This window comes from Streptomyces sp. NPDC058045 (assembly GCF_042885635.1).
GTDB lineage: Bacteria > Actinomycetota > Actinomycetes > Streptomycetales > Streptomycetaceae > Streptomyces.
Map to the genome: position 1 here is coordinate 72,713 of NZ_JBHVRR010000004.1, position 20,023 is coordinate 92,735.

A 20,023-nucleotide genomic window follows, 5' to 3' on the forward strand; every position below is an offset into this window, starting at 1 on the left:
CGTGATCGATATCAGTGCGCCCGTGATGCAGTACCTGCTGGTGTTCACGGTGCTCGCCCCGCTGCTCGGCGCGGCCGCCGCCCTGCTGCCCGCACCCCCCGGTCTGCGCGGCCGCGACCCCGACCAGGCCGTACTGCGCCACGGCGTCACCGTCACCGGTGTGGTGCTCGCCGCGGTGATCCTGCTCGCCCTCGGCTTCGACCACGACAGGCCCGCGACGATGCAGGCCAGCACCGACCTCAGCTGGATCGCGGCCCTGGACATCCGCATCCACCTCGGCATCGACGGCATCTCGCTCCCCCTCCTCGTCCTCACCGCGCTGCTCACCTTCCTCTGCGCCCTCTACAGCTACTTCAAGCTCCCCGAAGGCCCGTCCCCGAAGGCCTTCGTCGCCCTGCTGCTCCTCCTCGAATGCGGCACCCTGGCCTCCTTCGCCGTGCTGGACCTGGTGCTCTTCTTCCTGGCCTTCGAGACGGTGCTCATCCCGATGTACTTCCTCATCGCCAACTGGGGCGGCGCCGGACGGCAGGCCGCGGCCTGGCGCTTCATCCTGTACACCCTGCTCGGCTCCGTGGTCATGCTGCTGGGCCTGCTCCTGATCGGTCTCAGGGCGGGCACGTTCGACATGGTGGCACTCGCCACTGACAACGGCCGCTCCCTCTCCACATCCGTGCAGGTCATCGCCGTTCTCGCGGTCGGACTCGGGCTCGCCGTGAAGGCCCCGATGTGGCCGCTGCACAGTTGGCTGCCGGACGCGCACACCGCCGCCCCCACCGTCGGCTCCGTCCTCCTCGCCGGCGTCCTGCTGAAGATGGGCACCTACGGCTTCGTCCGGATCCTGCTCCCGGCCACCCCCGACGGAATGCACACCTTCGCCCCCTACCTCGGCGCCTTCGCCGTCACCGGCATCGTCTACGGCTCCCTCGCCTGCCTCGCCCTCGCCCGGCGCGGCGCCCGGGGCGACCTGAAACGCCTCATCGCGTACTCCTCCGTCGGCCATATGGGCTTCGTGCTGCTCGGCATCGCCACCCTCAGCCCCACCGGCGTCAACGGCGCGCTCTTCGCCAACATCGCCCACGGCCTCATCACCGGCCTGCTGTTCTTCCTGGTCGGCGCCCTCAAGGACCGCACCGGGACCACCGATCTGGACACCCTGGCGCAACAGACCGGCGCCGCCCTCTACGGCCGCGCCCCCCGCCTCGGCGGCCTGATCGCCTTCGCCGCCGTGGCCTCCCTCGGACTGCCCGGACTCGCCGGGTTCTGGGGGGAGATGCTCACCATGTTCGGCGCGTTCCGCCCCGCCCACGACCTCAGCCGGCCCGCCTTCCTCACCTTCATGTCGGTGGCCGCCTTCGGCACCCTGCTGACCGCCGGCTATCTGCTGGTCGTGGTCCGCAGGGTGTGCATGGGCGCCCTCCACCCCGAGGCCGGCACCGGCACCCCCGACCCCCAGCCCCGGGCCCCGCTGCCCGACGTCCACGGCTACGAGTTCGCCGCCTGGACCCCGCTGGTCGTCCTCACCGTCCTCGCCGGACTCTGGCCCGCCGCGCTGCTGGGCCTGACCGATCCGGCCGTGCAGCAGTTGTTCGCAGGAGGCCCCCAGTGACCGAGTCGGCCGCCGGCCTCGTCCAGTCCGTCGACTGGCTCGCCCTCGCCCCACCCCTGATCACCGCCCTCGCGGCCCTCGGCATACTCGTCGGCGACCTCTTCCTCGAAGCGCCCCGCAAACCCGTCCTCGGCTGGATCTCCGTCGGTTGCCTGGCACTCGCCCTGCTCAGCCTGCTCCCGCTGACCGGCCGTACCCGGTCCACCTTCTGCCTCACCGGCCAGCCCGAGGTGTGCAGCTACACCGCCGACCGGTTCGCGCTCGTCGTCCAACTCCTCGTGCTCGGCGGCGCGTTGCTCGCCGCGCTGCTCTCCATCACCGCCCTGCGCGACGCCCGCGGCACCATGCCGGAGGGCGAGTTCTGGTTTCTGCTGCTGTCCTCCGCGGCCGGCGCCGCCCTGCTGCCCGCCGCCCGCGACCTCGCCACCCTCGTCGTCGCCCTGGAGGTGGCCTCGCTGCCCGCGTTCGCGCTGGTCGGCCTGAAGCGCGGAGAGCGGCGCTCCGCCGAGGCGGCGCTCAAGTTCTTCCTCTCCTCCGTCACCGCCACCGCCGTCACCCTCCTCGGCGCCAGCTTCGTCTACGCCACGACCGGCAGCCTCCATCTGAGCCGCATCGCCGAAGGCCTGACGCACACCGACGGACAACTCGCCACCCTGGCCCGCACCGGCGTCGTCCTCACCCTCGTCGGCTTCGCCTTCAAGACGGCCGCGGTGCCCTTCCACTTCTGGGTGCCCGACACCTACGTCGGCGCCCCGCTGCCCATCGCCGCCTACCTCTCCGTGGTCGGCAAGGCCGTGGGCTTCTCCGGCATCATCGTGATCACCGTCCTCGGCTTCCCCTCGTACGCCCACGTGTGGGGCCCCGCCCTCGCGGTACTGGCCGCGCTCACCATGACCGTGGGCAACGCCGCCGCCCTGCGCCAGCGGTCCGACCGGCGGCTCAGCGCGGTCCGGCTGCTCGCCTGGTCCTCCGTCGGCCAGGCCGGCTACCTGCTGGTACCGGTCGCCGCCGCCGCGTACACCGACTCCGCGACCGCCGCCCAGCACGCAGTCGGGGCCACGCTCGCCTATGCGCTGATGTACGCCGCGGTCAATCTGGGCGCCTTCGCGGTGGCCGCCCTGATCGCCCGCACCCGGCCCGCCAACCGCATCGACGACTACCGCGGACTCACCGCGAACCGCCCCGTCACCGCCCTCCTCCTGGGCTTCTTCCTGCTCTGCCTGGCCGGCCTGCCCCCGGGTGTCATCGGCCTCTTCGCCAAGGTCACCGTCTTCTCGGCGGTCGTCGACGCGGGCCTCGGCTGGCTCGCCGTGGTGATGGCGGTGAACGTCGTCATCGCCCTCTACTACTACCTCCGCTGGACCGCCCTCCTCTTCCGCGCCCCGGCCCCGGCGGCGGCGCCGGGCACCCCGGCTGACGGTGCGGCCGCCGCCGTCCCGGTGCCGCTCGCCGCCGCGCTCGCCCTGACCGCCCTCCTCGGCCTCGTCCTCTCCGGCGCCCCCCAGCTCGTCCTCCGCTTCGCCGCCACCGGCCTCTTCTGACGGCCGTCCGCCCTCCCGACGGCCCGTCACCCAGGCGGCCCACCCACCCCTCCGACACCGGGGAACCACAGCCCCCCGCCTGGCGTTGACCAGTACGGGAGGGTCCACTGGAGCAGTGGAGCACCACGGAGCATCACGCAGGAACCACCCTGGTTCCCCACAGAAGCACCAGGAGGGCGACTGTGCACCGCCGGTACAACGGGCTGAAAACCGCCGTACTCCTCGGCGTCCTCTCCGCACTGATCCTGCTGATCGGCAGTTTCTTCGGACGCACCGGCCTCGTCGTGGCGCTGCTCGTCGCCATCGGCACCAACGCCTACGCCTACTGGAACAGCGACAAGCTGGCCCTGCGGGCGATGCGTGCCCGCCCGGTCAGCGAGTTCGAGGCCCCCGGCCTGTACCGCATGGTGCGCGAGCTCTCCACCCAGGCCCGCCAGCCCATGCCCCGGCTCTACATCTCACCCACCGAGGCCCCCAACGCCTTCGCCACCGGCCGAAACCCCCGCAACGCCGCGGTCTGCTGCACCGAGGGCATCCTGCGCATCCTCGACGAACGGGAGCTGCGCGGCGTCATCGGCCATGAGCTGAGCCATGTCTACAACCGGGACATCCTGATCTCCTCCGTCGCCGGCGCCCTCGCCTCGGTCGTCATGTTCCTGGTGAACTTCGCCTGGCTGATCCCCATCGGCCGCTCCGACAACGACGAGGGCCCCGGCATCGTCGGGATGCTGCTGATCATGCTGCTCGGCCCGCTCGCCGCCAGCATCATCCAGCTCGCCGTCAGCCGCTCCCGCGAGTACCAGGCCGACGCCTCGGGCGCGCAGCTCACCGGTGACCCGCTGGCCCTCGCCAGCGCGCTGCGTAAGCTGGAATCAGGGACCAGGCAGCTCCCACTGCCGCCCGAGCCCCGGCTGGAGACCGCCAGCCATATGATGATCGCCAACCCGTTCCGGCCCGGCCAGGGGTTGTCCAAGATCTTCTCCACACATCCACCCATGGCGGAACGTATCGCCAGGCTCGAACAGATGGCAGGACCGCAGCGATGAAGACCATCCTCAATCTCGTCTGGCTCGTCCTCAGCGGCTTCTGGCTTTTCCTCGCCTATCTCCTCGCCGGGGTGCTGCTCTGCATCACCATCATCGGCATCCCGTTCGGCATCGCGGCTTTCCGTATCGGCGTCTACGCGCTCTGGCCCTTCGGCCACACCACCGTGGACCGGCCCGAGGCGGGCGCCCCCTCCCTCGTCGGGAACGTGCTGTGGCTGGTCCTGGCCGGCTGGTGGCTCGCCCTCGCCCACATCACCACCGGCATCGCGCAGTGCGTCACCATCATCGGCATCCCCCTCGGCATCGCCAACTTCAAGCTGATCCCTGTGTCGTTGATGCCCCTGGGCCGCGAAATCGTCCGTACCGACCAGCCGTTCGCCGTCCACTGAGACACCGGCCGACCGAGGCACCGGCCGCCGCACCCGGTGCGGCAAAGCTCACACTGAACCGTGCGCCGCCCGGTGGCGTCCTTTCCGGCGACGCATGACATCCCCGGCACGCGGGGTAGCAGCATCCCGGCAAGGGCGGCAGGAGCCTGCCCGTGCCGCGACGGTAGGCTCCGCCGCGACACACATCGCACGTCACACGGAAGTTTGGGAAAGGCAGGTCCCCGGCATGGGAATCATCGGTTGGATCATCCTCGGACTACTGGCCGGTGTCATCGCCAAAATCCTGCTACCAGGCCGGGACCCGGGCGGCCTGGTCGGCACCACCGTCATCGGCATCGTGGGCGCCTTCCTCGGCGGCTGGATCTCCGCGAAGTTCCTCGACAAGCCCATCAGCAAGGACTTCTTCGACCTCGCCACCTGGGTCTCCGCGATCGGCGGAGCCCTCGTACTGCTGATCCTCTACCGCATATTCTTCGGCAACTCGCGCAGCCACCGCTGACCGCACACACCCCGACGCCCGGCTCAACCGCCCCTCTGCACAAGGCGGTTGAGCCGGGCGTCGGCGTACGCGACCCGGTCAGGCCTACCGGTAGTTGACGAACTGCAGCGCGAAGTCGAAGTCCCTGCCCTTGAGCAGCGCGATCACCGACTGGAGGTCGTCCCGGCTCTTCGAGGTGACCCGCAGCTCCTCGCCCTGCACCTGCGCCTTGACACCCTTGGGCCCCTCATCGCGGATGATCTTGGCGACCTTCTTGGCGTTCTCCTGCGAGATGCCCTCCTCGATGGAGGCGAACAACTTGTACTCCTTGCCGGACAGTTGGGGCTCACCCGTGTCCAGCGACTTCAGCGAGATGCCGCGCTTGACCAGCTTGGACTGGAAGACGTCGAGGATCGCCTTCACACGCTCCTCGGAGTTGGCCTGCATGAGGATCTTCTCGCCGGACCAGGCGATCGAAGCGCCGATGTTCTTGAAGTCGTAGCGCTGCGAGATCTCCTTGGCGGCCTGGTTGAGCGCGTTGTCGACCTCCTGCCGCTCGACCTTCGAGACGATGTCGAAACTGGAGTCGGCCATGTCCTGTGGCTCCTTGAATCGGGGTGCTGGCTGTCTGGATGCACGGTCGCGACCGATCAACCCGGGCCGCTCCCGCAAGCCTAGCCAGCCCTCCGCACCACTGCGATCACGAGATCAACCGGGTGGCGAAGCACCCCTGCGCATCAGGTATCGTTTACGTCGTTGCCACGGAGCCCCGCCCAGCGGAGCCCCCAGGCAGCACCCCCGGCGGTGTGCCCGAGCGGCCAAAGGGAGCAGACTGTAAATCTGCCGGCTCAGCCTTCCCAGGTTCGAATCCTGGCGCCGCCACGCTGAGGGAGACCCCCTCCGACCTGTGCTTCTGTGCGGGTGGGAGGGGGTTTCTTGTTGCGTGGGGTCGGGGAGCAGCAGCCCCGCCGACCCGCGGTTTCAGGTCGTGAGGGCACCGTCCTGAGCCCCAAGTGCCGCCCGGCGAGCGGTTGGTGGGAGGGTCTGTCAGTCCGCGGGAGAGGCCGGTCAGTTGCCGGCGATGGCCTTTACCGCGACGGAGACGGGGGAGTGGCCGCTGATGAGTTCGAGGGTGAGGCCGGCCGTGGCGGGGGAGTCGGTGAGTTCGGCGAGGACTGCGGCGACGTCGTCGCGGGGGACCGGGCCGCGGCCGGTGGAGGCCTCCAGGCGGACCAGGCCGGTGCCGGCGTCGTTGGTGAGCATTCCGGGGCGGAGGATCGTCCAGTCCAGGCCGGGGCGGGCGCGGATCGAGTCGTCGGCCTCGCCCTTGGCGCGGAGGTAGATGTCGAAGACCTCGTCGCCGGGGTGCCGCGGGGCGGCGCCCATCGCGGACACCATCACATAGCGGCGCACGCCCGCGCGTTCCGCCGCGTCGGCGAGGAGTACGGCCGCGCCGCGGTCCACCGTGTCCTTGCGGGAGCTGCCGCTGCCGGGGCCCGCGCCGGCGGCGAACACGACGGCGTCCGCACCCGGCAGATGCCCCGCGACCTCCTCCACCGAGGCGGACTCCAGGTCGCACACCACGGGCTCGGCGCCCGCGGCGAGCAGATCGCCCGCCTGTTCCGACCGGCGGATGAAGCCCGCGACCTCGTCGCCGCGCGCGGCGAGCAGCCGCTCAAGCCGCAGCGCGATCTGACCATGACCTCCAGCGATGACAATGCGCATACCTCCGACGGTACGCCGGGCCGCGCGCCCGCGCCGGACTGCCGTCGGCCGGAGCTAACCGCCCGAGCGCCCTTGGCGGGGCAGGTCGAGGACGGCGATGGCGGCCGAGTCGCAGTACTCGCGTACCGCGCTGGTGCGGGCGACGATGCGGCCGCGGTGGACCACGATCCGGCTGTACGCGAGGGAGAGCACTCCGGAGAGGCGTTCCCCGCGTACCGCGAGGAGTTCCGCGGGGAAGCCGGCCTCGACGCGGATCTCGGGCAGGCCCAGCGCGGCGCGTGCGGTGGCGCTGATCGCGGCGTACGCCTCGGCGGGCGGCAGGCCCTCGCGGGAGGCCAGGAGATAGGCGGCCTCCAGCGGGTCGCCGCGGCCGGCCGGGTTGGACACGTCGCGCAGGGAGCCGCTGCCCGCGGCGATCGGTACGCCGGCCGATCTGAGCAGCCGTACCGGGGCGGTGCCGTGGCCGTCGATCGAGCCGCAGTTGCCCTGCGGCAGGCAGACCACGGTGACTCCGGACGCGGCCAGTCGTTCCGCGGCGTGGCCGGCGGCGGTCTCCGGCAGCCGGGCCAGCCCGCCGCAGGGGCCGAGGGCGACGCCCGGCCGCAGCCCGCCGGTCATCGCCGCGAGCCGGGCGAGCCGTGCCGGATCGGCCCCGTCGGTGTGCAGGTCGACGGGGCAGCCGTACTCGGCCGCGATCTCCGTCACGGCCTCCACATAGCCGGCCGGGTCCGGGTCGGTGTCGGGGCAGCCGCCGATGACGCCGGCGCCCATCTTCACCGCGTCCCGCAGCAGCGCGAGACCGTCCGCGCCGGCCGCACCGGTCAGCAGCCGCGGCACCGCCACCACCGTGAGTTCGGCGAGGCCGTGCAGGGCGCGGCGGGCCTGGAGCACGGCTTCCAGCGGCCCGAGTCCCTGCATGTCGCCGATCCGTACATGGGTGCGCAACGCCGTTGCGCCGTGGCCGAGTTGGAGCAGGGCGGCCTCGGTGGCGCGGCGCTGTACGTCCTGCGGGTCGAGGTCGACGGGGCCGTCGGAGTCGGCGGAGAGCGCGGTGTCGCTGTGGGCGTGGGGTTCGGCGGGGGCGGGGAGCAGCAGGTAGCCGGTGAGGTCGACGCGGGTGGTGCAGGGCGCGGTGCCGAGGCTGCCCTGGGTGCCGACGGCCTGGATGCGGCCGTCCTGTACGCGGACGTCGACGGTGCGGCCGTCGGTCAGCCGGGCGCCGCTGAGCAGCAGGGCGGTGCCGTCGCCGGACGGGCGGCGGCCCGCCGAGCCGGAGGAGTGCGGCGGCTGCGGCTGGCTGTCGGGCATCGCGCTCCTCTGGGTCGGGGGCGGCTGCGGTCCGGGTGGCGCGGTCCGCTCGGCGGCGGGTGCGGCGGTCGGTGGTGGCCGGTCCGGCGGCCGGTCGGCGAGGTCACGCAGCGTGGTCCAGAGCCTAGGGTGGTCGCTGTCCGGCCGAGCGGAGGATGCACCCACGGACGCAATAGTCGTACTGGTGGGGACGGTGGGGTGCGGGGGGTCGCGCGGCGCGAAAACGGATTTGGGCGAACGGCGGACCACCGTGTAATGTCTTTCTCGCTCGCCCCAATAGCTCAGTCGGCAGAGCGTCTCCATGGTAAGGAGAAGGTCAACGGTTCGATTCCGTTTTGGGGCTCTGATGTGAATCGTCTCCCTCGCCTCCGGGTGAGGGTCCGAATCGCATCGCAGCGGTGTAGCTCAGTCGGTAGAGCAAGCGGCTCATAATCGCTGTGTCACCGGTTCAAGTCCGGTCACCGCTACTGTCAGTAGCCGATTGCGGGGTCGGTCCTTCGATCGGCTACTCTTTTCTGCGTTCATACCATCAATCCGTTCGTCAAGGAGCACTCACGTGGCTGCCACCGACGTCCGCCCGAAGATCACGCTGGCCTGCGTGGAGTGCAAGGAGCGGAACTACATCACCAAGAAGAACCGGCGTAACAACCCGGATCGCCTTGAGATGAAGAAGCACTGCCCGCGTTGCAACGCGCACACCGCGCACCGCGAGACGCGATAACCAAGGCTCGACTGCGAGGCCGTCCCCACCGGGGGCGGCCTCGTGTTCGTTTTGCGGCTGCACCATGTCCGCACCGCAGACCAGCATGTCCGCACACCAGGAGGTTCCGGCCCATGGCGCTCGACCAGTCCTTCGTGGGGCGGTCCTATCCGCCCACCGCCCCGTACGAGGTCGGCCGGGAGAAGATCCGCGAGTTCGCCGCCGCCGTCGGTGACACCAACCCGGCCTACACGGACCGGGAGGCGGCGGGCGCGCTCGGGCATCCGGATGTGATCGCGCCGCCCACCTTCGTCTTCTCGATCACCTTCGCCGCCGCCGGCCAGGTCGTCCAGGATCCCCAACTCGGCCTGGACTACAGCCGGGTGGTGCACGGCGATCAGAAGTTCGCCTACCGCCGCCCGGTGCGCGCCGGCGATCTGCTCACCGTGTCCTCGACCATCGAGGGCATCAAGTCCATGGCCGGCAACGACATCCTGGACATCCGCGGCGATGTCCACGACGCGGACGGCGAGCTCGTGGTGACGTCCTGGACCAAGCTGGTGTCCCGCGCCGCAGAGGAGGCCTGACCATGACCGCGAAGATCGGCTACGACGAGGTCGAGGTCGGCACCGAACTCCCCGCCGCCTCCTTCCTGGTGACCCGCGACACCCTGGTGCGGTACGCGGGCGCGTCCGGCGACTTCAACCCGATCCACTGGAACGAGCGCTTCGCCCGGGAGGTCGGACTGCCGGATGTGATCGCGCACGGCATGTTCACCATGGCGGAGGCGATCCGGGTGGTCACCGACTGGGTGGGCGACCCGGCCGCCGTCGTCGAGTACGGCGTCCGCTTCACCAAGCCGGTCGTGGTGCCCGACGACGGGCAGGGCGCCGTGATCGAGGTCAGTGGGAAGGTCGCGGTGAAGCTGGACGACAAGCGGGTCCGCGTCGACCTCCTCGCCACCAGCGCCGGGCAGAAGGTCCTCGGCATGTCCCGGGCCGTCGTCCAACTGTCCTGAGCACACCACCCCACGCGGCCCCGGCGGCACCGCCCCCGCGGCCGCGTACGCTTGCTCGCGTGCTGGAACTCCACGACGCCCCCCTGGCCCCGCTGACCACCTTCCGGCTCGGCGGCCCCGCGCACCGGCTGCTGACCGCCACCACCGACGCCGAGGTGGTGGAGGCGGTCCGCGCCGCCGACGCCGCCGGTACCGGGCTGCTGCTCATCGGCGGCGGCAGCAATCTGGTCATCGGCGACGACGGCTTCCCGGGCACCGCGCTGCGGATCGCCACCCGCGGGGTCGAGATCGACGGCAGCACCGTGGAGTTGGCCGCGGGCGAGGTGTGGACGGACGCCGTGGCCCGCACCGTGGAGCAGGGCCTGGCCGGGGTGGAGTGCCTGGCCGGCATCCCCGGCTCGGCGGGCGCCACCCCGGTGCAGAACGTCGGCGCCTACGGCCAGGAGGTCGCCGCCACCCTCACCGAGGTACTCGCCTACGACCGGCGCAACGGCGAGACCGTCACCCTCAGCCGCGCCGAGTGCGCCTTCGCCTACCGCGACAGCCGCTTCAAGGCCGAGCCGGACCGCTTCGTGGTGCTCCGGGTCCGCTTCCGCCTGGAGGACGCCGACGGCCTCTCCGCCCCGATCCGGTACGCGGAGACGGCCCGGGTGCTGGGGGTGGAGCCGGGGGAGCGGGTGCCGCTGGAGCGGGCCCGGGAGACGGTGCTCAAACTCCGTGCCGGGAAGGGCATGGTGCTGGACCCGGAGGACCACGACACCTGGTCCGCCGGCTCCTTCTTCACCAACCCGATCCTGCCCGACGAGGAGTTCGCCGCCTTCCGCGAGCGCGCCGTACACCGCCTGGGCCCCGACGCGGCTCCGCCCGCCTGGCCGGTCGGCGAGGGCCGTACCAAGACCTCCGCGGCCTGGCTGATCGACCGGGCCGGATTCACCAAGGGCTACGGCGAGGGGCCGGCCCGGATCTCCACCAAGCACACCCTGGCCCTGACCAACCGCGGCGCCGCCCGCACCGAGGACCTGCTCGCCCTCGCCCGAGAGGTGGTGGCCGGAGTGCGGGACGCCTTCGGGGTGACCCTGGTCAACGAGCCGGTGACGGTGGGCTGTTCGCTCTGAACCGGGCTCCGGCGGGGCTCAGTCGGCCACGCCCACGCCCTGCCGTACCGCGGCCGGGTCGTCGACCAGGGCCAGCATCGCGTGCGCCACATCGGCGCGGGCGATGGACCTGCCGCCGCGGGGGGCGCCGCCCACCACCGTCCGGTAGGACCCGGTCGGCTGCCCGTCGGTGAGCCGCGGCGGGCGTACCGCCGTCCAGTCGGTGCCGCTCTCGGCCAGCAGGCGTTCCATCGCGGCCAGGTCGGCGTAGACGTCCCGCAGTACGGCGCTGATGACGCGGCGGGCGGCGCGGTCCAGCAGCGGGTCGTCCGGGGCGGGCGCGCCCACGGGGCTCGCGGAGACCACCAGCAGCCTCCGTACGCCCTCGGCCCGCATGGCGTCCAGCACGGTGCGGGTCAGCGGGGTGACGACGCCCGCGTCCTTGCGGCTGCGGGGGCCGAGGCCGGAGAGCACCGCGTCCCGTCCGGCGACCGCGGGCCGCAGCGTCTCGGCGTCGGCGAGGTCGGAGCGGAACACCTCCAGGCGGTCCCCGGTGACCGTGAGCCGCGCCGGGTCCCGGACCACGGCGGTCACCTCGTGCCCGGCGGCCAGCGCCTGCCGGACCACCTCCCGGCCGATCCCGCCGGTGGCTCCGAAGACGGTCAGCTTCATGACGGCATCCCTTCCCGGGGTGGGTGGTAGAGCGCCAAGGTGGGTGAGTGTCCACTCACCTCTCTCCCCACTAGAGTGAGTGGACACTCACCCCCACGTCAAGGCACGCCACCGCCCCCACGCCCTTCAGGAGGAGAACCTTGCGGCAGCAATCCGCCCGGCCGCGCATCCTCGACGCAGCCCACGAGCTGATGCGGACCGTCGGCCTCGCCCGCGCCACCACCAAGGAGATCGCCAGGGCCGCCGGCTGCTCGGAGGCGGCCCTGTACAAGCACTTCAGCAGCAAGGAGGAGCTGTTCATCAGCGTCCTCAAGGAGCGCCTGCCCCGCCTCTCACCGCTGCTGGACGAGCTGATCGCCCGGCCCGAGGTGCGCCCCGTCGAGGACAACCTCACCGAGATCGCCCGCCGCGCCACCCTCTTCTACGAGGAGAGCTTCCCGATCGCCGCCTCCCTCTACGCCGAGACCCAGCTCAAGAAGCGCCACGAGGAGGCCCTGCGCGCCCTGGGCAGCGGCCCCCACCTGCCCATCGAGCAGCTCGACGGCTATCTGCGGGCCGAGCGGAAGGCCGGCCGCCTCCGCCCCGGGGCCGACACCTACGCCGCCGCCTCCCTGCTCCTCGGCGCCTGCGCCCAACGCGCCTTCGCCTACGACATGACCGAGTCCGGCCGCCCCCCGCAGGACCTGGACACCTTCGCCACCGGGCTGGCCCGCACCCTGCTCGCCGGGATCGGCTGAGCCGCGGGCCGCCCGGATCAGTCCCGCAGCCAGTCGTCCACCCCAGCCAGCAGCTTCTCCCGCACCGGCGCCGGGGCGGCCGAGCCGCGGATGGACTGCCGTGCCAGCTCGGCCAGTTCGGCATCGCTGAAGCCGTGGTGCTGCCGCGCGATCTCGTACTGGGCGGCCAGCCGGGAGCCGAAGAGCAGCGGGTCGTCCGCGCCCAGCGCCATCGGCACACCCGCCTCGTAGAGGGTGCGCAGCGGGACGTCCTCCGGCTTCTCGTAGACGCCGAGCGCCACATTGGAGGCGGGGCAGACCTCGCAGGTCACCTGCCGCTCGGCGAGGGTCCGCAGCAGCCGCGGGTCCTCCGCCGCCCGCACCCCGTGGCCGACCCGGGTCGCCCCCAGGTCGTCCAGGCAGTCCCGTACCGAGGACGGACCCGCCAGCTCGCCGCCGTGCGGGGCGGCCAGCAGCCCGCCGTCCCGGGCGATGGTGAAGGCCCGGTCGAAGTCCCTTGCCAGACCGCGGCGTTCGTCGTTGGACAGCCCGAACCCGACCACCCCGCGCTCCGCGAAGCGCACCGCGAGCCGGGCCAGGGTGCGGGCGTCCAGCGGATGCTTCATCCGGTTCGCCGCCACCAGCACCCGCATCCCGAGCCCGGTCTCCCGCGCCGTGCTCTCCACCGAGTCCAGGATGATCTCCAGCGCCGGGATCAGCCCGCCCAGCCGCGGCGCGTACGAGGTCGGGTCGACCTGGATCTCCAGCCACCCCGAACCGTCCCGTACGTCCTCCTCGGCGGCCTCGCGCACCAGCCGCCGGATGTCGTCCGGCTCGCGCAGGCAGGACCGCGCCGCGTCGTACAGGCGCTGGAAGCGGAACCAGCCGCGCTCATCGGTGGCCCGCAGCTTGGGCGGCTCCCCGGCGGTCAGCGCGTCCGGCAGCCGCACCCCGTACTTGTCGGCCAGCTCCAGCAGGGTGGTGGGCCGCATCGACCCGGTGAAATGCAGGTGCAGATGGGCTTTGGGCAGCTCACTCAGGTCTCTTGCTACGCGCTCCATCCGCAGATCGTGCCGCACCGGGCACCCCGTCGAAAAGTCGCGCCCCCCTTTGGTGGTCCCGCCCGAACAGGATTCCCGCACCCCTGCCCGTTCCGTCCCCGTACGAGCCCTTACGGAGAGGGGCCGCACACGCGGACGGGCCGCCTCCGGCACGGGGATCCGTGGCGGGGGCGGCCCGGCCGAGCCCGGGGCGGGCGGTCACTCGCGCGCCGCGGCCCCCAGCTTCTGGGTACGCGAGACCCCCACGACCCCGTCCAGTTCCCGCCCCGTTCGGCGCCTTTCGGGGTGGGGCCCCCCCCGGGGCGGGGGCCGCCCCCGCCCGGGGTTCCGGGGGGGGGGGGGCCCCGTCCGAGCCGGTGGCGTGCGGTCAGTCGCGCGCCTCGGCCAGCAGCTTCTGGATCCGCGAGACACCCTCGACCAGGTCCTCGTCACCCAGCGCGTACGACAGCCGCAGATAGCCGGGGGTACCGAAGGCCTCGCCAGGGACGACCGCGACCTCGGCCTCCTCCAGGATCAGCGCCGCCAGCTCCACCGAACTCCGTGGCCGCTTCCCTCGGATCTCCTTGCCCAGCAGCCCCTTCACCGACGGGTAGGCGTAGAAGGCGCCCTCCGGCTCCGGGCAGACCACGCCGTCGATCTCGCTCAGCATCCGCACGATGGTGCGCCGCCGCCGGTCGAAGGCCTCCCGCATCTTCGCCACGGCCTCCAGACCTCCGGAGACGGCGGCCAGCGCGGCGGCCTGCGAGACGTTCGCCACGTTCGAGGTAGCGTGCGACTGGAGGTTGGCCGCGGCCTTCACCACGTCGTTCGGACCGATCACCCAGCCCACCCGCCAGCCGGTCATCGCATAGGTCTTCGCGACACCGTTGACGACGATGCACTTGTCCCGCAGCTCCGGCAGGACGGCCGGGAGCGAGGTGAACTCCGCGTCGCCGTACACCAGGTGCTCGTAGATCTCGTCGGTCAGCACCCACAGCCCGTGCTCCAGCGCCCACCGGCCGATCGCCTCGGTGTCCTCGCGGCTGTACACCGCGCCCGTCGGGTTGGACGGCGAGACGAAGAGGACGACCTTGGTGCGCTCGGTGCGCGCCGCCTCCAACTGCTCCACCGAGACCCGGTACCCCGTGGTCTCGTCGGCGACGACCTCCACCGGCACACCGCCGGCCAGCCGGATCGACTCCGGGTACGTCGTCCAGTACGGGGCGGGCACGATGACCTCGTCGCCCGGGTCGAGGATCGCGGCGAACGCCTCGTAGATGGCCTGCTTGCCGCCGTTGGTGACGAGGACCTGGGCCGGGTCGACCTCGTAGCCGGAGTCCCGCAGCGTCTTCGCGGCGATCGCGGCCTTGAGCTCGGGCAGACCGCCGGCCGGCGTGTAGCGGTGGAACTTCGGATTGCGGCAGGCCTCGATCGCGGCCTCGACGATGTAGTCCGGGGTGGGGAAGTCGGGTTCGCCCGCACCGAAGCCGATCACCGGTCGCCCGGCGGCCTTGAGGGCCTTGGCCTTGGCGTCGACGGCGAGGGTCGCGGACTCGGAGATCGCACCGACCCGGGCGGAGACCCGGCGCTCGGTGGGAGGGGTTGCAGCGCTCATGCACCCCATCGTTCCAGACCCGAAAGCCCCCGGGCACAAGGGTTTCACCAACCGGACGCGGCCCGGTGACCCCGGTACGAAGGTATGTGCGGTCACCGGTCGGTGCTTTCTGTTCGACGTCGGCGCGCGGACCACGTACACTCACACCTCGTTGGCCTTCGGCGGCCTCCCGATCGGGGCACCTTACGCACCCGACCGGATGGGGTACGTTGGGGGACGTCAAAGGGTCGTAGCTCAATTGGTAGAGCACTGGTCTCCAAAACCAGCGGTTGGGGGTTCAAGTCCCTCCGGCCCTGCTACACACACCTTCGCCAGGATGTGTGCGCATGTACGTACTGCAATGCACCGCCGTGCGGCTCCACCGGGCGCGGCACGGCCACGACCCGGGAATCAGGTGAGGACGAGTGACGGACGCCGTGGGCTCCATCGACAAGCCTGACGCCGATGGCGAGGCACCGGAGTCCAAGAAGGCCCGGAAGGGCGGAAAGCGCGGCAAGAAGGGCCCCTTCGGCCGGCTCGCGCTCTTCTACCGCCAGGTGATCGCGGAGCTCCGCAAGGTCGTCTGGCCGACCCGAAACCAACTCACCACCTATGCAACCGTGGTGATCGTCTTCGTCGTCATCATGATCGGCCTGGTGACCGTGATGGACTACGGTCTGAACCATGTCGCCAAGTACGTGTTCGGCTGAGCCGAAGAGCGAAGGGCGCCGTACCGGCGCCCCTATTCGCGTGTTCCACCCCAAGTAACCAGGAAGAAGCAGCCACAGTGTCTGACCCGAACCTGAACGACGCCGCGCAGTCTGCGAGTGCGGGCTTCGAGTCCGCTGAGGACGAGCTCGAAATCGTCGAGGCGGCGGACGCGGAGGACCCGGACCAGGCCGAAGCTGCCGAGGCCGCCGCGGGCGAGGCTGCCGAAGAGGCCGCGGTGCACACCGAGTCCGACGAGGCGGCCGCCGAGTCCGACGAGGACGCGGAGGCCGCCGGCACGGAGGCGGAAGCCGAGGTGGAGGCCGAGCCGGTCGACCCGGTCGCCGCCCTTCGCGAGGAGCTCCGCACCCTTCCCGGCGAGTGGTACGTGATCCACACCTACGCGGGCTACGAGAAGCGCGTGAAGGCCAACCTGGAGCAGCGCGCCGTCTCGCTGAACGTCGAGGAGTTCATCTACCAGGCCGAGGTCCCCGAGGAAGAGATCGTCCAGATCAAGAACGGCGAGCGCAAGAACGTCCGGCAGAACAAGCTGCCCGGCTATGTGCTCGTCCGCATGGACCTGACGAACGAGTCCTGGGGCGTCGTCCGCAACACTCCCGGTGTCACCGGCTTCGTCGGCAACGCCTACGACCCGTACCCGCTGACCCTGGACGAGATCGTCAAGATGCTCGCCCCGGAGGCGGAGGAGAAGGCCGCCCGCGAGGCCGCCGAGGCCGAGGGCAAGCCGGCGCCGCAGCGCAAGGTCGAGGTCCAGGTCCTGGACTTCGAGGTGGGGGACTCGGTCACCGTCACCGACGGCCCGTTCGCCACCCTCCAGGCCACCATCAACGAGATCAACGCCGACTCGAAGAAGGTCAAGGGCCTGGTCGAGATCTTCGGCCGCGAGACCCCGGTCGAGCTGAGCTTCGACCAGATCCAGAAGAACTGACGGCCCCCGCGGCCTGTCGCCGGCCCCCGTCCCGCACTCCGCGGGACGGGGGCCGGCGCGTTCAACGGGCCGTGCACGGGCGGCTGTTCACCGCGGCGACCGGTGGCGTACGGGGTCGATCCGGGTACGTCCGGATCACTCGTGGGAATGAATCGCCGCCCGCGCCACAACCCTTCGGGTATGGCACAGGTCTCACCTGATGACCGAAACGCGCGGACGATCTCCTTCGCGGGGGTAAGCCACAACTGGCCAGTGTTTGCGGCGAGTTATGCGCTCTGTACGGGAAACGACCAGACCGTCCGCTGTGCGCGTTTATGACTTCCTGTCAACGAATAGCTAGGGGGACTCCCTCATGCGTGTTCGCACCACCGCCATCGCCGCCACGACCTGCGCTCTCGTACTGCTGCCCGCCGCCGGCGCGATGGCCGGCACCGGCCCCGCGCCCGCACCCCACAACTCCGTCCGCGCCCAGTCCACCGCGCCCTCCGAGGCCGGCAACCCGCTCAGCGCCAAGGCCCAGGCCGCCGACGTCTGCACCGACGCCTACCAGATCGGCAGCACCGGCTACATCGACCGCGGCGGGGTGCACATCGCCTCCGTCAAGCAGTTCTACTCGCCCAAGTGCAAGGAGAACTACGGGTACTTGTGGATCTGGCAGGACTTCCGCAACAAGGTGAAGTCCTACGACGTCAGCACCGGCGTCTACAGCTACCCGCGGGACGCCGTGCTCGGCAAGGTCACCGTCAACCAGACCCACGGCCAGGAGTTCTGGTCCAAGCCCGCCGCCACCATCAAGGAGTGCACCTCCGGCATCGGCACCCTGCGCGCCGCCGGCGACCCGCTCACCCGCACGGGCACCAGTTCCAAGCGCTGCTGACGCCACCATCCGCGCCTCGCGGCCGGGCCTGCGCCCGGGCTGCCCGGCGCACGTTCCCACAGGTCGGACCCGCTCTGCCGGAGCGGGTCCGACCTGCCGGTTTTTGGCCCCGGGGGGCTACCCGTTATCGTTGTGCGGTATGCCTCCATCCGGATGATCCGGTGGCGGCCGGTTCGGACCGGCCGCGACCCGCGGCACCGGTACCCATCGGTGCCCCGCAGGACCGGGCGGAGGCCGGAAACTCTCACTAGGACCCGGAGAGAGCAATGCCTCCCAAGAAGAAGAAGGTCACGGGGCTGATCAAGCTCCAGATCCAGGCCGGCGCAGCCAACCCGGCCCCGCCGGTCGGCCCCGCGCTGGGCCAGCACGGCGTCAACATCATGGAGTTCTGCAAGGCCTACAACGCGGCCACCGAGTCGCAGCGCGGCTGGGTGATCCCGGTGGAGATCACGGTCTACGAGGACCGCTCCTTCACCTTCATCACCAAGACCCCGCCGGCCGCGAAGATGATCCTCAAGGCCGCGGGCGTGGAGAAGGGCTCCGGCGAGCCGCACAAGACCAAGGTCGCCAAGATCACCCAGGCGCAGGTCCGCGAGATCGCCACCACCAAGCTGCCCGACCTCAACGCGAACGACCTGGACGCCGCGTCCAAGATCATCGCCGGTACCGCCCGCTCCATGGGCGTCACCGTCGAGGACTGAGCACCCCGAACGACCTGTGGCAGGGCCAGGCGCTGGCCCGCACCACGACTCCATCCCAGCCGGGCGGCACCCCCGCCGGGCACAACTGCCAGGAGCAGAAGTGAAGCGCAGCAAGACTCTCCGCGCTGCGGACGCGAAGATCGACCGGGAGAAGCTCTACGCCCCGCTCGAAGCCGTCCGTCTCGCCAAGGAGACCTCCGCGACCAAGTTCGACGGCACCGTCGAGGTCGCCTTCCGCCTGGGTGTCGACCCGCGCAAGGCCGACCAGATGGTGCGCGGCACCGTGAACCTCCCGCACGGCACCGGCAAGACCGCCCGGGTCCTGGTCTTCGCGACCGGTGACCGTGCTGCGGCCGCGGAAGCAGCCGGAGCCGACATCGTCGGCGCCGACGAGCTGATCGACGAGGTGTCGAAGGGCCGTCTGGACTTCGACGCCGTCGTCGCCACCCCCGACCTGATGGGCAAGGTCGGCCGCCTCGGCCGCGTCCTCGGCCCCCGTGGTCTGATGCCGAACCCCAAGACCGGCACCGTGACCCCGGATGTCGTCAAGGCCGTCAACGACATCAAGGGCGGCAAGATCGAGTTCCGCGTCGACAAGCACTCCAACCTGCACTTCATCATCGGCAAGGTGTCCTTCGACGACGCCAAGCTGGTGGAGAACTACGGCGCCGCGCTGGAGGAGATCCTGCGTCTGAAGCCGTCCGCAGCGAAGGGCCGCTACATCAAGAAGGCCGCCATCACCACCACGATGGGTCCCGGCATCCAGGTCGACCCCAACCGCACCCGCAACCTCCTCACCGAGGAGGACCCGGCAGCCGCCTGAGTCCGCGAAGGACCAGCCGGCCACCGCGTCCGCGAGTGGCCGAACGCCCCCCGGGCCCCGCACCTGCTGGTGCGGGGCCCGGGGTGTGTCCGGACCTGCCGGTGACCGCGGGAACCGATTGGGCACCCGGCAACTTCGGCCGTGAATTGATGTGCGGTCCGCCGACTTTGGTCCGCGGCACTCGATTTACGGTCCGGCAATTGTTTCGTGTAAGGTTCCACCGAAGCCAAAGACCGCTGGTCGTTGCCGTACGCCCGTCAGGGAGTGCGGTGGCCGAAGGATCCGCCGCAGGGCGGACGACCCGCGCAGGTGATTGCGGCAGTGCTCCTGGACGTCCGTCCGGTCGAGTTCACGCCCCGAGCGCCTGCGCCGGGGCGTTTTCGTTTGTGCAGGACTCCTGCCGAGCGTCCCTTCCTCGCGTGCCTGATGAAGGCGGTCCGGCGACGCGCGGCTGGTCGGAAGGCCAGTCGAGGATCATCACCCCGGAAGGAGGCCGAGGCTCATGGCGACGTCCGACAAGGTCGCAGCCGTCGAGGAGATCGCGGGTAAGCTCCGCAACTCCAACGCCGCTGTTGTCACGTCTTACACCGGACTGTCCGTGGCGCAGCTCAAGCAGCTCCGCCGTTCTCTCGGCGAGAACGCTCAGTACCGAGTGGTGAAGAACACGCTGACCAAGATCGCGGCCGAGCAGGCCGGGGTCACCGAGCTGAACGAGCACCTCAAGGGCTCGACGGCTGTCGCCTTCGTCACCGGTGACCCGGTGGAGGCGGCGAAGGGTCTTCGTGACTTCGCCAAGGACAATCCCGCGCTCGTCATCAAGGGCGGTGTCCTTGACGGCAAGGCGCTGTCCGCCGACGAGATCAAGAAGCTTGCGGACCTTGAGTCCCGCGAGGTTCTGCTGGCCAAGCTGGCGGGTGCCATGAAGGGCAAGCAGTCGCAGGCTGCCGCGCTCTTCCAGGCGCTTCCCTCGAAGTTCGTCCGCACCGCGGAGGCGCTTCGTGCCAAGAAGGCCGAGCAGGGCGGTGCCGAGTAATTCGG

Annotated in this window: 22 protein-coding genes and 4 tRNA genes; 20 read left to right on the plus strand and 6 right to left on the minus strand. The window is 71.0% G+C overall.

What is annotated here, in order from left to right; all coding sequences use genetic code 11:
• Position 1: 1 nt before the first annotated feature.
• The 5 genes from ACFVST_RS04220 to ACFVST_RS04240 all read left to right on the plus strand — a co-directional run bounded on the left by ACFVST_RS04220 (position 2) and on the right by ACFVST_RS04240 (position 5,081).
• Positions 2–1,606: a NuoM family protein gene (locus ACFVST_RS04220; protein WP_390146709.1), complete on the plus strand. Its 1,605-nt coding sequence runs from the start codon at positions 2–4 to the stop codon at positions 1,604–1,606.
• Complete coding sequence (locus ACFVST_RS04225; RefSeq protein ID WP_390146711.1) at positions 1,603–3,147, plus strand: NADH-quinone oxidoreductase subunit N; 1,545 nt, start codon at positions 1,603–1,605, stop codon at positions 3,145–3,147. The genes ACFVST_RS04220 and ACFVST_RS04225 overlap by 4 nt, the downstream gene beginning before the upstream one ends.
• Positions 3,148–3,329: 182 nt before the next feature.
• On the plus strand, positions 3,330–4,193 hold the full coding sequence (gene htpX / locus ACFVST_RS04230) for a zinc metalloprotease HtpX (RefSeq protein WP_390146712.1): 864 nt from the start codon (positions 3,330–3,332) through the stop codon (positions 4,191–4,193).
• Positions 4,190–4,582, plus strand: coding sequence for a YccF domain-containing protein (locus ACFVST_RS04235; RefSeq protein WP_390146714.1), 393 nt, complete (start codon positions 4,190–4,192; stop codon positions 4,580–4,582). The genes htpX and ACFVST_RS04235 overlap by 4 nt, the downstream gene beginning before the upstream one ends.
• Positions 4,583–4,808: 226 nt before the next feature.
• Complete coding sequence (locus ACFVST_RS04240) at positions 4,809–5,081, plus strand: GlsB/YeaQ/YmgE family stress response membrane protein (protein WP_390146716.1); 273 nt, start codon at positions 4,809–4,811, stop codon at positions 5,079–5,081.
• An 84-nt stretch (positions 5,082–5,165) separates the two neighbouring features.
• Here the strand turns inward: ACFVST_RS04240 and ACFVST_RS04245 are convergent, their stop codons facing one another.
• Positions 5,166–5,654, minus strand: coding sequence for a YajQ family cyclic di-GMP-binding protein (locus ACFVST_RS04245; protein WP_390146718.1), 489 nt, complete (start codon positions 5,652–5,654; stop codon positions 5,166–5,168).
• Positions 5,655–5,860: 206 nt separating this feature from the next.
• Between ACFVST_RS04245 and ACFVST_RS04250 the strand changes: the two genes are divergently transcribed.
• Positions 5,861–5,942: transfer RNA gene (locus ACFVST_RS04250), tRNA-Tyr, on the plus strand.
• Positions 5,943–6,128: 186 nt separating this feature from the next.
• On the opposite strand, the gene ACFVST_RS04255 is transcribed toward ACFVST_RS04250, so the two are convergent.
• Complete coding sequence (locus ACFVST_RS04255; RefSeq protein ID WP_390146720.1) at positions 6,129–6,785, minus strand: SDR family oxidoreductase; 657 nt, start codon at positions 6,783–6,785, stop codon at positions 6,129–6,131.
• Between the two features lie 54 nt (positions 6,786–6,839).
• Positions 6,840–8,093, minus strand: a complete 1,254-nt coding sequence (locus ACFVST_RS04260) for an amidohydrolase family protein (RefSeq protein ID WP_390146722.1) — start codon at positions 8,091–8,093, stop codon at positions 6,840–6,842.
• 270 nt (positions 8,094–8,363) lie between these two features.
• Here ACFVST_RS04260 and ACFVST_RS04265 point away from each other — a divergent pair.
• The 6 genes from ACFVST_RS04265 (at position 8,364) to ACFVST_RS04290 (ending at position 10,926) form a co-directional block, all read left to right on the plus strand.
• Positions 8,364–8,436 (plus strand) — tRNA-Thr (locus ACFVST_RS04265).
• Positions 8,437–8,487: 51 nt separating this feature from the next.
• Positions 8,488–8,560, plus strand: a tRNA-Met gene (locus ACFVST_RS04270).
• Positions 8,561–8,649: 89 nt separating this feature from the next.
• Complete coding sequence (gene rpmG / locus ACFVST_RS04275) at positions 8,650–8,814, plus strand: 50S ribosomal protein L33 (RefSeq protein WP_003948671.1); 165 nt, start codon at positions 8,650–8,652, stop codon at positions 8,812–8,814.
• Between the two features lie 113 nt (positions 8,815–8,927).
• Entirely contained in the window at positions 8,928–9,380 is a 453-nt protein-coding gene (locus tag ACFVST_RS04280) for a MaoC family dehydratase N-terminal domain-containing protein (protein WP_390146724.1), read from the plus strand.
• Between the two features lie 2 nt (positions 9,381–9,382).
• A complete protein-coding gene (locus ACFVST_RS04285) occupies positions 9,383–9,811 on the plus strand; it encodes a MaoC family dehydratase (protein ID WP_390146726.1) in 429 nt (142 codons plus the stop codon).
• Between the two features lie 59 nt (positions 9,812–9,870).
• Positions 9,871–10,926 carry a UDP-N-acetylmuramate dehydrogenase gene (locus ACFVST_RS04290; protein ID WP_390146728.1) on the plus strand — a complete coding sequence of 352 codons (1,056 nt, stop codon included), beginning with the start codon at positions 9,871–9,873 and terminating at the stop codon, positions 10,924–10,926.
• An 18-nt stretch (positions 10,927–10,944) separates the two neighbouring features.
• Here ACFVST_RS04290 and ACFVST_RS04295 read toward each other — a convergent pair whose 3' ends face one another.
• The gene (locus tag ACFVST_RS04295; RefSeq protein ID WP_390146730.1) at positions 10,945–11,577 is read right to left on the minus strand and encodes an NAD(P)-dependent oxidoreductase; all 633 of its coding nucleotides are present in this window, start codon (positions 11,575–11,577) and stop codon (positions 10,945–10,947) included.
• 140 nt (positions 11,578–11,717) lie between these two features.
• On the opposite strand from ACFVST_RS04295, the gene ACFVST_RS04300 reads away from it, so the two are divergent.
• Positions 11,718–12,314 (plus strand): TetR/AcrR family transcriptional regulator, encoded by a 597-nt coding sequence (locus tag ACFVST_RS04300; RefSeq protein WP_390146732.1) that lies wholly within the window; start codon positions 11,718–11,720, stop codon positions 12,312–12,314.
• A gap of 17 nt (positions 12,315–12,331) precedes the next feature.
• Here ACFVST_RS04300 and ACFVST_RS04305 read toward each other — a convergent pair whose 3' ends face one another.
• Entirely contained in the window at positions 12,332–13,354 is a 1,023-nt protein-coding gene (locus ACFVST_RS04305; protein ID WP_390146734.1) for an adenosine deaminase, read from the minus strand.
• A gap of 367 nt (positions 13,355–13,721) precedes the next feature.
• Complete coding sequence (locus ACFVST_RS04310) at positions 13,722–14,948, minus strand: pyridoxal phosphate-dependent aminotransferase (RefSeq protein WP_390146736.1); 1,227 nt, start codon at positions 14,946–14,948, stop codon at positions 13,722–13,724.
• 223 nt (positions 14,949–15,171) lie between these two features.
• Between ACFVST_RS04310 and ACFVST_RS04315 the strand changes: the two genes are divergently transcribed.
• The 7 genes from ACFVST_RS04315 (at position 15,172) to rplJ (ending at position 20,018) form a co-directional block, all read left to right on the plus strand.
• Positions 15,172–15,244, plus strand: a tRNA-Trp gene (locus tag ACFVST_RS04315).
• Positions 15,245–15,352: 108 nt separating this feature from the next.
• Complete coding sequence (gene secE, locus ACFVST_RS04320) at positions 15,353–15,637, plus strand: preprotein translocase subunit SecE (RefSeq protein ID WP_390146737.1); 285 nt, start codon at positions 15,353–15,355, stop codon at positions 15,635–15,637.
• Positions 15,638–15,714: 77 nt separating this feature from the next.
• Positions 15,715–16,584: a transcription termination/antitermination protein NusG gene (gene nusG / locus ACFVST_RS04325; RefSeq protein WP_390146739.1), complete on the plus strand. Its 870-nt coding sequence runs from the start codon at positions 15,715–15,717 to the stop codon at positions 16,582–16,584.
• Positions 16,585–16,936: 352 nt separating this feature from the next.
• Positions 16,937–17,461: a hypothetical protein gene (locus tag ACFVST_RS04330; RefSeq protein WP_390146741.1), complete on the plus strand. Its 525-nt coding sequence runs from the start codon at positions 16,937–16,939 to the stop codon at positions 17,459–17,461.
• Between the two features lie 266 nt (positions 17,462–17,727).
• Positions 17,728–18,162: a 50S ribosomal protein L11 gene (gene rplK / locus ACFVST_RS04335; protein WP_390146743.1), complete on the plus strand. Its 435-nt coding sequence runs from the start codon at positions 17,728–17,730 to the stop codon at positions 18,160–18,162.
• Between the two features lie 100 nt (positions 18,163–18,262).
• Entirely contained in the window at positions 18,263–18,985 is a 723-nt protein-coding gene (gene rplA / locus ACFVST_RS04340; protein ID WP_390146745.1) for a 50S ribosomal protein L1, read from the plus strand.
• A 502-nt stretch (positions 18,986–19,487) separates the two neighbouring features.
• Positions 19,488–20,018, plus strand: coding sequence for a 50S ribosomal protein L10 (rplJ, locus tag ACFVST_RS04345; RefSeq protein ID WP_390146747.1), 531 nt, complete (start codon positions 19,488–19,490; stop codon positions 20,016–20,018).
• The last annotated feature ends 5 nt before the right edge of the window (positions 20,019–20,023 follow it).

Bases quoted from the DNA above. Each gene is read 5' to 3' on its own strand.
- ACFVST_RS04235 (WP_390146714.1), top strand. From the start codon at position 4,190: ATGAAGACCATCCTCAATCTCGTCTGGCTCGTCCTCAGCGGCTTCTGG.
- ACFVST_RS04240 (WP_390146716.1), top strand. From the start codon at position 4,809: ATGGGAATCATCGGTTGGATCATCCTCGGACTACTGGCCGGTGTCATC.
- ACFVST_RS04245 (WP_390146718.1), bottom strand. From the start codon at position 5,654: ATGGCCGACTCCAGTTTCGACATCGTCTCGAAGGTCGAGCGGCAGGAG.
- ACFVST_RS04255 (WP_390146720.1), bottom strand. From the start codon at position 6,785: ATGCGCATTGTCATCGCTGGAGGTCATGGTCAGATCGCGCTGCGGCTT.
- ACFVST_RS04260 (WP_390146722.1), bottom strand. From the start codon at position 8,093: ATGCCCGACAGCCAGCCGCAGCCGCCGCACTCCTCCGGCTCGGCGGGC.
- ACFVST_RS04280 (WP_390146724.1), top strand. From the start codon at position 8,928: ATGGCGCTCGACCAGTCCTTCGTGGGGCGGTCCTATCCGCCCACCGCC.
- ACFVST_RS04285 (WP_390146726.1), top strand. From the start codon at position 9,383: ATGACCGCGAAGATCGGCTACGACGAGGTCGAGGTCGGCACCGAACTC.
- ACFVST_RS04295 (WP_390146730.1), bottom strand. From the start codon at position 11,577: ATGAAGCTGACCGTCTTCGGAGCCACCGGCGGGATCGGCCGGGAGGTG.
- ACFVST_RS04305 (WP_390146734.1), bottom strand. From the start codon at position 13,354: ATGGAGCGCGTAGCAAGAGACCTGAGTGAGCTGCCCAAAGCCCATCTG.
- ACFVST_RS04310 (WP_390146736.1), bottom strand. From the start codon at position 14,948: ATGAGCGCTGCAACCCCTCCCACCGAGCGCCGGGTCTCCGCCCGGGTC.
- ACFVST_RS04330 (WP_390146741.1), top strand. From the start codon at position 16,937: ATGCGTGTTCGCACCACCGCCATCGCCGCCACGACCTGCGCTCTCGTA.
- rplK (WP_390146743.1), top strand. From the start codon at position 17,728: ATGCCTCCCAAGAAGAAGAAGGTCACGGGGCTGATCAAGCTCCAGATC.
- rplJ (WP_390146747.1), top strand. From the start codon at position 19,488: ATGGCGACGTCCGACAAGGTCGCAGCCGTCGAGGAGATCGCGGGTAAG.